The 11954-nt window shown below is 70.4% G+C and carries 5 protein-coding genes; 3 read left to right on the forward strand and 2 right to left on the reverse strand.

The features are described 5' to 3' along the window. Positions 1-33: 33 nt before the first annotated feature. Positions 34-1302 carry an MFS transporter gene (locus AB0B55_RS24910; RefSeq protein WP_357174164.1) on the forward strand — a complete coding sequence of 423 codons (1269 nt, stop codon included), beginning with the start codon at positions 34-36 and terminating at the stop codon, positions 1300-1302. 39 nt (positions 1303-1341) lie between these two features. Here AB0B55_RS24910 and AB0B55_RS24915 read toward each other — a convergent pair whose 3' ends face one another. Together AB0B55_RS24915 and AB0B55_RS24920 are read right to left on the reverse strand one after the other, a co-directional pair. Continuing rightward, positions 1342-2112: an alpha/beta fold hydrolase gene (locus AB0B55_RS24915; protein ID WP_091606449.1), complete on the reverse strand. Its 771-nt coding sequence runs from the start codon at positions 2110-2112 to the stop codon at positions 1342-1344. Between the two features lie 3 nt (positions 2113-2115). Next, a complete protein-coding gene (locus AB0B55_RS24920; protein ID WP_357174167.1) occupies positions 2116-9762 on the reverse strand; it encodes an amino acid adenylation domain-containing protein in 7647 nt (2548 codons plus the stop codon). Between the two features lie 128 nt (positions 9763-9890). Here AB0B55_RS24920 and AB0B55_RS24925 point away from each other — a divergent pair, with 128 nt between their 5' ends. Both AB0B55_RS24925 and AB0B55_RS24930 read left to right on the forward strand, forming a co-directional pair. Continuing rightward, the gene (locus tag AB0B55_RS24925; RefSeq protein ID WP_091606456.1) at positions 9891-11720 is read left to right on the forward strand and encodes a non-ribosomal peptide synthetase; all 1830 of its coding nucleotides are present in this window, start codon (positions 9891-9893) and stop codon (positions 11718-11720) included. Positions 11721-11736: 16 nt separating this feature from the next. Continuing rightward, positions 11737-11931 carry an MbtH family NRPS accessory protein gene (locus AB0B55_RS24930; protein WP_091606459.1) on the forward strand — a complete coding sequence of 65 codons (195 nt, stop codon included), beginning with the start codon at positions 11737-11739 and terminating at the stop codon, positions 11929-11931. The last annotated feature ends 23 nt before the right edge of the window (positions 11932-11954 follow it).

Here is an 11954-nt window from a genome sequence, read left to right on the forward strand (position 1 = left end):
TCGATGGGTGCACCGATCGAAGGAGGGAATGCTGTGCCACCGCCGACCAACGCCTCGAGGATCCGCCGCGACTATCTGATCCTGCTCGCCCTTCGGTGGTTCCCCAGCGGCCTGATCATTCCGGTGCTGGTGCTCCTGCCGCTTCAGCGTGGACTCAGCCTCGGCCAACTCGGCGTGGTCATGGCGATCCAGGGACTGACGATCCTCTGCCTCGAAGTGCCGACGGGTGGCGCGGCCGACACGTTCGGTCGGCGACCGGTACTGCTCTTCGCCTCCGCGGTCAACATCTGCTCCCTGCTGCTGTTCGCCTTCGCGTCGTCGGTTGCCGCCTTCGCCGTCTACTTCCTGATCCAGGGCGTCTATCGGGCCCTCGACAGCGGACCGCTCGATGCCTGGTTCGTGGACAGCACCCTGGCCCGGGACCCGGACACCTCCATCGAGCGCGGACTCGGTCTGGGTGGCACCGTGATGAGCATCGCCATCGGCGCGGGCTCGTTGCTGAGCGGCCTCCTCGTTGCGGTTCAGCCGATTCCCGGCGTTCCCGGCATCGTCACGCCGGTCGTCATCGCGATCGTGGTGCGGGTGATCGAGCTCGGGTTCGTGACGGTCCTGCTGCGCGAGGAGCCGCGGAACCGGCCGGAACGGTCCGGACGAGACCGCGCGTCGGTCCGATTCGGACGGACGGTCGCCAGTGCAACGCGGCTCATGACCCGCTCCCGTGTGCTGATCTGCCTGCTCGCCGTGGAGATCCTGTGGGGATTCGGGATGGTCAGCTTCGAGACGCTTACCGCGGTCCGGCTGACCGCGGTAACCGGAGACACGGAACAGATCGCCTCGCTGATGGGGCCGTTGACAGCGTTCGCCTGGATCGCCTCGGCAGCCGGCGCGGCTCTGATCATCCCGGTTGCGGAACGCGTCGGCACGCCGCTCGCCGCCGCCCTGATGCGGGTCCTGCAGGGGCTCGCCGTCGCCGCGATGGCACTGTTCGGCGGGCTCGCCGGCATCATCACCGCGTTCCTCGCCTGCTATCTCGTGCACGGCGCGTCGAACCCGCTGCACAACGCGCTGCTGCACCGCCAGGTCGGCACCGACGAGCGCGCCACCGTGTTGTCGCTGAACTCGATGGTCTCGCAGCCGGCCGCCGCACTCGGACTCGTCACGCTGACCGCGCTGGCCGACGCCATCAGCCTGAGCGCGGCGATGGTGATCGGTGCGATCATCCTGGCCGTCGCCGCCCCGCTGTACCTCGCGGCGCGCAACGACCGCCGCCCGGTGACGCCGCAACCCGCTACGACCCGCTGACCGGTCGAGGACCGATCAGCGGGGCAGCGAGGTGCCGGGTCACGAGGAGGAGTGGCGAGGCAGGCAGATGCCGGACAATACGGCCGTGAGTACGGTGAACATCGCGTCCGTCGAACTCTCCTGGTAGAAGTGGCCCCCGTCGAACACGTGCAGCGACGATGGCGCGGTGCTGTGCCTCCGCCAGCCGAGCAGGTCAGCCTCGTCGACCTCGGGGTCGTCACGCCCGCCCAGCACATCGATCGGCACGGTGAGCGGGGGCCGTTCGGCGTACCGGTAGCGCTCGCACGCCTCCAGGTCCGCCCGCAGGATCGGAATGGCGCGGGCGACCAGGTCGGGGTGATCGAAGAACTCGGGCGGCGTGCCGCCCTGCGCCCGTAACATCGTGGTCAAGGCGGCATCGCTGCCGAGGTGGGACGATGTCCGGAGCCGGTTCCAGCGGTCCGGGCTGCGCGCGCTACTGACCACCAGGCGCCGCGGCTCCGGACCGCCCCTGTCCCGCAACATCTGGGCGGTCTCGTACGCGAGCAGACCGCCCATGCTGTGCCCGAACAGGACGAACGGCAGCCGGTACCGTTCGTCCGCTATGCCGTGGGCGATCTCGGCGCTCAACTCGGCGATCCGGGTGCGCGGCGGCTCATCAGCCCGGGCGCCCCGTCCGGGCAGCTGCAACGGACACAGCTCGACGTCCGGTGGCAGCCGATCGGCCCAGCCGAGATATGCCGCCGCGCTGCCGCCCGCGAACGGCAGGCAGTAGAGACGGATCCGCGGCGTCGCAGTGGATCGGCGGTACGGCAGGAGACCGGTGTCCATGGGTCACCCCTGCCCGTTGGCGATGGACATCGGCATGGGCATCGACCCGACCATGATCTCGCCGAGGGTCTCGGCGTCGCCGGCGCACAGGGCGCGCAGCACCTCGAGGAAGGTGTGCGCAACGGTCGCAGCGGCTGGGGCGTCGTACCAGCGGCGGTCGTAGAGCAGCTCCAACCGCAGCCGATCAGCGTCAACCACGTTGACGACCAGCGGATACTCAGTGCTCTCCACTGCGCCGGCCACGGTGAGCGTGGCCCGGCCGGTGCAGACCGTCGGCGACAGCGTCTCGGTCACCACGATGCTGTGGAACAGCGGCACCCCGCGCGGGATCCCGGTGCACTCCTGGACCTCGCTGAGGGGCGAGTTCTCGTGCTCCTGCATACGCACCATCTGCGCCTGGACGTCGTCGAGCCAGGCGGGCACCGCCATTCCGGCGTCGAGGCGCACCCGGACGGGCAACGTGTTGAGCATCGGCCCGACGACCCGGTCGGCCCCCGGAAATGCGGCGGTGCGCCCGGAGACGGTGCAGCCGAAGAGCACGTCGTCGCGATCGGTCAGGTGACCGAGCGCTGTCGCCCAGGCGGCAGTGGCCACACTGGCCAGGGTGAGCCCGTGTCCGCGCGCGTATGCCCGGACGGTCCGCGTCTGCTCGTCGGTGAGGCTGAGCGTCACGTAGTCGCTCCCCCGGCGCTCCGCCTGCGGTGCCGGAACCGGCATCGGGGTGGGCTCAGTGACGTCGTGCAGCTGGGTGGCCCAGTACCGGCCCGATTCGACGGCATCCAACGTCCCGAGCCAGCCGACGTACTGCCGGAAGGCCGTCGCGGGCTCCAGGCGGGCCGGTCGTCCCTCCAGCAACGCCGTGTAGACCGCCATCACGTCGCGCAGGAGCAGATCGACACTCCATCCGTCGAGCAGCAGATGGTGATAGGTGAGGATGCCGGTGACGGCGTCCTCCGAACGGCTCAGCACCAGTTTCCAGAGCACCCGGTCGAGGGTCATGCCCGTACTCCGCTCGGCGACCGCGACTCCGGCCGCATCGTCCACCGTACGGATGAACAGTTCCGGTTCCCGCCAGACGACCTGAACCGGTTCCTGCCCGCTCTGCCAGTCCACGGTGGTCCGCAGGATTGCGTGCCGGCCCGCGGCCTCGCGCCAGGCCCGCTCGAACAGAGCCAGGTCCACCGCACCGGTCAGCCGGAGGTTCTGCTGGTCGATGTAGACGCCCTCGTCCGGGCGCAGAAGAGTCTGGAACAGCATGCCGGCCTGGGTGGTGGTGAGCGGATAGACGTCCTCGACGACTCCGGGCCCGGAGGTGATGAGGCGGACTTCGTCGTCGGTCAGGCGGGCGAGCGGGAAGTCGGAGGAAGTGTGCCCGCCGGGGTGTGCGACGCAGTACCGCACCAGTTCGTTGACGTGGTCGAGGAACCGCTCGGCCACCGTCACCACGCTCGACTCCGCCAGCCGCTCCGGAGGGTAGGTCCAATCGACCAGGAGCCGGTCCTCGCGGATCTCGGCCTCGATCTCGATCGGATGGGTACGGCGCTGCCCGGGTGCACGGTCGGCGCCGCACACCGGTGCCAGCATGCGCAGCGGACCGGTGGCGGACGGCGGTGTCACCCGGCCGTGATAGTTGAACACCACCTCGGCGTCCTGCTCGGCGCGCAACCGATCCGCCTGCGGGCTGGTACTGAGGTGACGCAGGAGGGCATGGTCGAAGCCGCCGTGGGGCATCGAGCGGAGATGTTCCTTGACGGTGTCGAGTGCGGCGCCGAGGTCATCGCCGTCGATCGACGGTGCGAACGGCACCACCGAGGTGAACCAGCCGACCGTACGGGAGATGTCGATGCCGGGCAGGGGATGGTCGCGGCCGTGCCGCTCGACGTCCACCCGCACCGAGCCACCGGCCCAGTCCCGCAGGGCCAGGGCGAGGGCGGTCAGCAGCACGTCCTCGACCTGCACGTGCCGGGCGGCGGGGGCGCCGCTCAGCAGCAGCCGGGTGTCCTTCACGCCGAGCTCGGCGCGCACGGTGCTGGCGGCGCCGACGAGGTCGGAGCCCGCGTCCGGGTCGCCGGGCAGCGCGGTCCCGGTCGGCACGGTGAGCCGGTCACACAGAGCCAGCACCGTCGGGTCGTCAGCGCGCCGCTTGAGCGCTGCGGCCCACACGCCGGGGTGCACCTCCGTGGCCGGCAGGGCGGCGTCCTGCCCGTCGGTGTCACACGCCGCCGCCAGGTCTTCGACCAGGAACCGCCAGGACACCGTGTCGACCGCGAGGTGATGGACGACGACGATCAGGTTGGCCGGCCGGTCCCGGCGCGTGACGAGCGCTGCGCGTAGCAAGGGTCCGCGGGTCAGATCGAGGCTTGCCTGCACCCGGTCCGCGACGGCCGAGAGTTCCTCGTCGTCGGCGATCGACTCGTGGATCAACAGGTCGGCATCCCCGGGTGGCTCGATGTGCTGCTGCCAGCCCGCATCGGTCCGGGTGAAGCGCGCCCGCAGCGCCGGGTGCCTGTTCACGACGGCGCGCAGCGCTTCGGCTATCACCGTCGGGTCCTCGATCTCGGTCTCCAGCAGGACGGACTGGTTGTAGTGGTGTGCGTCGGCCAGGTCGCAATTCAGGAACCAGGCTTGCATCGGCGTCGGTGGCAGGGTGCCGCCGATGTCGCCGGCCTCCGCCCCGGCCGCGTCCGAGGCGGTCGCCACCGGCTCGGTGTGCGCCGCGAGGGTGGCCACCGTCGGATACCGGAAGATGAGCCTCGGCGTGATCTCCAGGCCCTCCGCGCGGGCCGCGGCCATGATCTGGATCGTCAGGATGGAGTCGCCGCCGAGTTCGAAGTAGTTGTCGTGGACACCGACCCGATCGAGGCCCAGTGCTGCGGCCCAGATGGCCGCGACCCGCACCTCCACCTCGTCGCGAGGGGCGTCGTATCCCCGGTCGGCGGGTTCCGCGACGAGGTCCGGGGCGGGCAACGCCCGACGCTCGACCTTGCCGTTGGCGTCCAGCGGCACCGCGTCGATCGCCACGAACAGCGAAGGGATCAGGTAGCCGGGCAGGAGCCGGCCGAGAAACTCGCGCAGTTCACCCGCGCCGGGCACGCCGCCTGCGTCGTCGGTACCGGTACCGCTACCGACGACGTAGGCGACCAGCTGGCGGCGATTCTGCTGATCCGACCGGGCCAACACGATCGCCCGCTCGACGCCGGGATGGGTGGCCAGATGCTGTTCGATCTCGCCGGTCTCGACCCGGTACCCGCGGATCTTCACCTGGTCGTCGAGTCGGCGCTGGAACTGCACGTTGCCGTCGGGCAGCTGGTAGCCCCGGTCGCCGGTGCGGTACATCCGCATGCCGGGGCGACCGGTGTAGGGATCGGGCAGGAAACGCTCCGCGGTCAAGCCGGGTTGGTGCAGGTAACCCCGGGCCGGGCAGACGCCGCCGATGTAGATCTCCCCCGGCACGCCGACCGGCGCCGGGGCCAGATTTCGGTCGAGTACGTACATCGTCGTGTGCGGGATCGGACTACCGATCGGCAGCAGATCCCGATCGACTGGATCACCCACCGGCGTGTACACCGAGTTCGCCACGGACGCCTCGGTCGGACCGTACTCGTTGAGGATGTCACTGTCCGGAGCGAGGCTCCGCCAGCGGCGCAACGCGGAAGACGGAAACGCGTCCGCACCGACGGCGAGCACCCCCGCCAGTCCAGCCGCCTCCGCGGCGGTGAGTTGCTGGGTGAGCAGCTCCAGGTGACCCGGGGTCATCTTGAGGAAGCTGTACGGGCCACCGCGCACCAGTTCCGCGGCCAGTTGCGCCGGGTCGAGCCCTTCCGGCAGCAGGCGGACCGGTCGGCCGAGCAGCAGTGGGGTGTAGAGGTTCGGCACGATCATGTCGAATCCGACGGATGAGAAGAGAGCCGTGCCGCCGTCGCGCCCGCCCGTGTACCGATCGGCGCAGAACCGCAAGTAGTTGACGAGGCCGCGATGGTGGCAGGCCACCCCCTTGGGTCGTCCCGTCGAGCCCGAGGTGTAGATGACGTAGGCGAGCTGGTCGGCGTGCCGGGCCCCGGGCGGGTCGGTGTCGTCCTGCTCAGCTATCAGCTCGGCGTCGCGGTCGAGCAGGCATACCTGTCCAGGTGGGTCGGTCAGCAAGGTCTGGTACTGGTCCTGGGACACCACATGGGACAGCCCGGCGTCGGCCATGATGGTGCGGACCCGCGCGGCCGGGTTGTCCGGCGCCAGGGGCACGTACGCGGCTTGCGCCTTCAGCACCGCGAGCAGGGTGACCAGCAGCTCGGGGCTGCGCTCGACGATCACGCCGACCAGGCTCTCCGGACCGACACCGATGCCCTTCAGGTGACGGGCCAGCCGGTTCGCCCTGGCGTTCAGCTCCCGGTACGTCATCGTCTGCTCGCCCCAGAGCAGCGCAGCGGCGTTCGGCGTGCGGCGGACCTGTTCCTCGAACAGGCCATGGATGGTGGCATCGTCGGGGCCGGGCACCACGGTGTCGTTGATGCTCAGCAGACGGTCGTGTTCGGCCCGGCTCAGCACGGAGGTGTCGCGGAGCAGCCGGCCGGGTTCCTCGGCGAACGCTTCGGCCACCGTACGCAGGTGGTCGGCGATGCGTCGCGCGGTCTCGGGCTGCACGGCGCGCAACTGGTGGCGAAGGAGGAAGCGGATCCGGTCCGGCTGCTCCTCCACCATCAGGATCAGCGGATAGCCGGTGCGCTCGTACGTCTCGGCCAGGCGCAGACCCGCAGCGTGCGCGGCCGGACCGGTGCCCGGCTGGTTCTGGGCGATGACGATGGTGTCGAACAACGGCGTGCCCCTCGGCATGTCGCTCACCGCCTGGATGTCCGGCAGCGCCGCGTGCGCGTGATCGCGCATCCGCACCAGGTCGGTCTGCAGGTCGTTCAGCCAGCCGGCCAGGGTGTCGCTCCCGTGGTAGCAGGCACGTACCGGAATGGTGTTGATGAACAGGCCGACCATGTCCTCCACCGCGGGCAGGTCGGCCGGTCGCCCCGCCACCGTCGACCCGAACACCACCTCGTCCTGTCCGCTGTAGACCACCAGCAGCAGCGCCCAGAACCCGTGCGCCAGCGTGCTGGCGGTCAACCCCGCGTTCCGGGAGGCCGCACGCAGTCGGGCCAGCAGCGGGCCGTCGACGTCCATGGTGACCTCGCCGATCGTCCCGTCCGTGGCGGTGTCGTGGCCCGAACCGTGCACCTCCCAGGCCGTCGGCTCGGTCAGGCCGGCCAGGTACGCGCGCCAGAAGTCCTCGGTGGGTCCGCGATCCTGAGCGCGGAGCCAGTCGGTGAGACGCCGGTACGGCACGCCGTGGATCTCCGCGCGGCGCCCGGCACGCCGAGCAGCGTATGCGACGCCGAGTTGCTCGGTCAGCGTGGCGAGGCTCCAGGCGTCCAGGATCAGGTGATGGTGGCTGAGGACCAGCCGGGTGTGGGCTCCGAAGTCGATGAGAGTGGCGCGCACAGGTGGCGCCGAGACGAGATCGAACGACGCTAACCGGTCCTCCCGGAGGAACGCGGCGAAGAGAGCCGGGCGTTCGGCGTCCGGGCGGTCTCGCCAGTCGATCTTCCGGACCGGAAGCGCGAACCGCCGCAGCACCACCTGGGTCGGGTCGGCGACCCCCTCGAGCTGGACCCGGCTCCGCAGCACCGGGTGCGTGTCGACCAGGTCCTGGAGGGCCGCGGTCAGCGCCTCGTCGTCGACGGGCGCAACGGCGTCGATCACCGTCTGCTGGTGATAGTCCCCGCTGTCCTCGGACAGCTCGCTGTGGAAGAGCATGCCGGCCTGCATCGAGGTGAGCGGGTACGCGTCGGCGATGTCGGCGCGGTTGCGTAGCTCGGCCAGCGCCGGGTCCTCGACGTGACCGGCGACCGCCGGGGCACCCGTGGTCGGAACGACCTCGTCGGCAAGCCGGCGGACGGTCCGCAGACCGAGGATCTGCGCGGCAGTCGTCTGCAGCCCGGCATCCCGGGTGCGGACGATGATCTGCAGCGCGGAGATCGAGTCGCCACCCAGTGCGAAGAAGTCGTCGTCGATGCCGAGCTCGGCCAGGCCGAGCACCTCGCTCCAGACCGCGGTCAGGGTCCGCTGCGTCGGGTTCTCCGGGGGTGAGTACGGCGATCGCAGGTCGGCGCGGGTCAGCATGGGTACGGGCAGGGCCGCCCGATCGACCTTGCCGCTGGTGGTCAACGGAATGTGCGCCAGCGGCAGGTACATCGCCGGCAGCATGTAGGCCGGGAGGTCGCGGGACAACCACGACTCCAGCTCGTCGCGACCGGGCAGGGGACGGTCACCCGTACCGACGACGTAGGCCACCAGGCGGGTGTGCTGGTTCTCGCTGTGCGTCACCACGACGGCATCGGCCACCGCAGGGTGACCGCGCAGTACGGCGGAGATCTCCCCCAGCTCGATCCGGTTTCCATTGATCTTCACCTGGTGATCGACGCGACCCAGATAGTCCAACTGCCCGCCCGGCAGCGCGCGGACCACGTCACCGGTGCAGTACATCCGGTGCCCGCCGCCCGCGAACGGGTCGGGCAGGAACCGGTCGGCGGTCAGGTCGGCCCGGCGGTGATACCCGCGGGTGACGGCGACGCCGCCGATGTACAGCTCACCCTCTGTACCGGCCGGCACCGGTTCGAAGTTGTCGTCCAGCACGTACCAGGTCACGTTGTCGATCGGGTCACCGATCGGAACGCTCGTCCCGTCACTGCCCGGCTGCCAGGTGTGCGCCGACACCTCGATCGAGGTCTCGGTCGGCCCGTACATGTTGTGCACCTGCGCCGACATCAGCTTGGCGGCCCGGTCGGCCAGATCGGGCGGCAGTGCCTCGCCGGTGCAGAAGACATCGCTGACGCAGTCGAGATTCGCCACGGCGGGCTCGGTGACGAACTGGGCGAGCATGGACGGTACGAAATGGACGATGTCCACTCTCTCGGCTGCGATGATCTGCGCCAGATAGGCCGGATCGCGGTGTCCGCCGGGCCGGGCAAGGACCAACCGGGCACCGCTCACCAGCGGCCAGAACAACTCCCAGGCGGACACGTCGAAGCTGATCGGTGTCTTCTGCAGGATCGTGGTGCCGGGGCCGATGGGTCGCACGCGCTGGTGCCACAACAGCCGGTTGACGACCCCGCGGTGGGGGACCAGCACCCCTTTCGGGCGGCCGGTCGATCCCGAGGTGTAGATGACGTAGACCAAGTTGTCCGGATCGGCGGGCGACGGGGGTGCCTCGCCCGGCGGAAGCGAGTCGATGTCGAGCACCGGTACGCCGGCGCCGTTACCGTTCATCAGACCGTCGTGGGTGAGGACCACCGGCGCCGCGGTGTCGGTCAGCATGAACGCCAGCCGGTCGACCGGATAGTCCGGGTCCAGCGGCACGTACGCGCAGCCGGCCCGGATGATGCCCAGCAGGCCGGCCATCATCGCCACACTCCGCTCGGCGCACAGACCGATCGGGGTCTCCGGCCCGAACCCCCGCCGGCGCAGGGCCGCGGCGACCGCCGAAGCCCGTGCGTCGAGGTCCGTGTACGACAACGTCACACCGTCCGCGGTGATGGCCGGTTCCTGCGGCGTGGCCGCGACCTGGGCTCGAAACAGACTGTCGACCGTGTCATGGGGGTTCGCTCGCATGGCCGCACCATCCCGAGGCCGGCTATCCACGGTCTATCGGCGCCCTATCCCCCCGGGACCGGAGCGGCATCCGGCGCCGACAGGGATCGAACAGGGCCTCGATAGGTCGACCGGGCAACGTCGCCGGCATGACCAAGCCAAGGGCCATCCTGCACTCGGCCGTCGTGGCGCAGAGTGACCGGACGCCGGATGCGATCGCCGTGATCGACGGGAACACCGCCCTCACCTACCGCGACCTCGTCTCGGGAGCGGATCGGATCGCCGGCGCCCTCGTCGCCGGGGGAACCCGTACGGACGACGTGGTGGCGATCGTGCCGGACCGGTCGGCGGCCATGGTGACGGCGCTGCTCGGGATCCTCCGCGCCGGCGCGGCCTACCTGCCGATCGAGCCCGGCACCCCACCGGCCAGGACCCGGCAACTGGTCGCCGACGCGCGGGCCCGGATCTGTCTGGCCGGGCCCGGCGAGATCGCCAGCACGGCCGAGGCGCTCCGGTCGGTCGCCGTCGTCCTGCCGTTCAGCGTCGCCGGGCCCACCCCGGGACCCGCACTGCCGGACGTCCACCCGGACGGCCTCTGCGCCGTCTACTACACGTCCGGCTCGACGGGGCACCCGAAGGGGGTGGCCTGCACGCACCGGGGCTGGACGAACCGGATGGACTGGATGCAGCGGCACCACCCGCTGAGTCCCGCCGAGACGGTTCTGCACAAGACGACGTTGACCTTCGACGACGCCGCGGTGGAGCTGTTCTGGCCACTGGCCGCCGGTGGCCGGACCGCGATGCTGGCGCCGGGCGCGCACCGTGACCCTCGCGCGATCATCGACGCGGCGATCAGGTACGAGGCGGTACACCTGAACTTCGTACCGTCGATGCTGGAGCTGGTCCTCGACGAGCTGACCGACGCCGATGTCCACCGGTTGCACCGACTCCGCAGCGTGCTGTCCAGCGGCGAGGCGCTGCCCGCCCGGCTGGCCGAGCGGTTCCTGGCCCGCTTCGGGGACACGGTGACCCTCGACAACACCTGGGGCGCCACCGAGGTCTCGATCGACTCGACCTGTCATACCTGCACGCCTGAGGACCGCTCCGGGCCGGTCGCCTCGGTCAGCATCGGCCGTCCGATCGACCGCAACGAGGTCCTGGTCCTCGACGACCGCATGCAGGCTGTCCCGGACGACGAAGCGGGCGACCTCTACATCGGCGGAATCGGCCTGGCCCGCGGTTACCTCCACGCGCCCGGGCGCACGGCGGCAGCCTTCCTGCCTCATCCGTGGCGGCCCGGCGAACGGGTGTACCGCACCGGCGACCGCGGCCGCCGTGACCGTGCCGGCCGGCTCCACTATCTCGACCGTCAGGACCGGCAAGTCAAGATCCGCGGGGTACGGATCGAGCTGGGCGAGATCGAGGCCGTGATGCGGGGATGCGACGGAGTGTCCGATGCCGCCGCGACCACCTGGCGCGGGCCGTCCGGCGACGCCCGTATCGCGTTGTTCCTGGTGGTCGACCAGCCTGGCCTGACGGCCGCCCGGCTGCGCGAGCATGCCGCCGCGACCCTTCCGGGATATGCCGTGCCGTCGGCCATCGAACTGCTCGACCACCTACCCCGACTGCCCAGCGGCAAGCTCGACCGGCAGGCACTGCCGACGCCTGCGGCGGTCGAGCAGGACGAGCACGTGGCCCCCCGGACACCACCGGAAAAGGTGGTGGCCCGGATCTGGGAGGACATGCTGGGTGCCCCGCGGGTAGGCGCCACCGACAACTTCTTCGCTCTCGGCGGGCACTCCCTGCTGGCCATCCGGACCACCAGCCAGATGATCCGCACCTTCGGCACCGACATCCCGATGAACCTGCTCTTCGAGCATCCGACGGTGGAGGCGGTGGCCGCCCGTATCGAGGAGCTGGTCGAGCGCCAGGTCGCCGCCCTGAGTGACGAGGACGTGCTGCGCATGGCGCGCAGCTGACCGGAAGGACAACGAGATGAGCACCACGGAGCAGTTCCAGGTCGTGATCAACGACGAGGAGCAGTACTCCATCTGGCCGCTGCACCGGACCCCTCCGGACGGCTGGCAGCCCGACGGCACGACCGGCACCAAGGATGACTGCCTCAGCCACATCGACGAGGTGTGGTCGGACATGCGCCCGCTGTCGCTGCGCCGAAGCATGGACGGATAACCGACCCGGCGCGCGAAGGGGAA

It is taken from the genome of Micromonospora sp. NPDC049107, from assembly GCF_040648595.1.
GTDB lineage: Bacteria > Actinomycetota > Actinomycetes > Mycobacteriales > Micromonosporaceae > Micromonospora.

What these genes read in the sequence shown, in the direction of transcription:
- AB0B55_RS24925 (WP_091606456.1), top strand. Translation starts at nt 9,891, where the DNA reads ATGACCAAGCCAAGGGCCATCCTGCACTCGGCCGTCGTGGCGCAGAGT.
- AB0B55_RS24920 (WP_357174167.1), bottom strand. Translation starts at nt 9,762, where the DNA reads ATGCGAGCGAACCCCCATGACACGGTCGACAGTCTGTTTCGAGCCCAG.
- AB0B55_RS24930 (WP_091606459.1), top strand. Translation starts at nt 11,737, where the DNA reads ATGAGCACCACGGAGCAGTTCCAGGTCGTGATCAACGACGAGGAGCAG.
- AB0B55_RS24915 (WP_091606449.1), bottom strand. Translation starts at nt 2,112, where the DNA reads ATGGACACCGGTCTCCTGCCGTACCGCCGATCCACTGCGACGCCGCGG.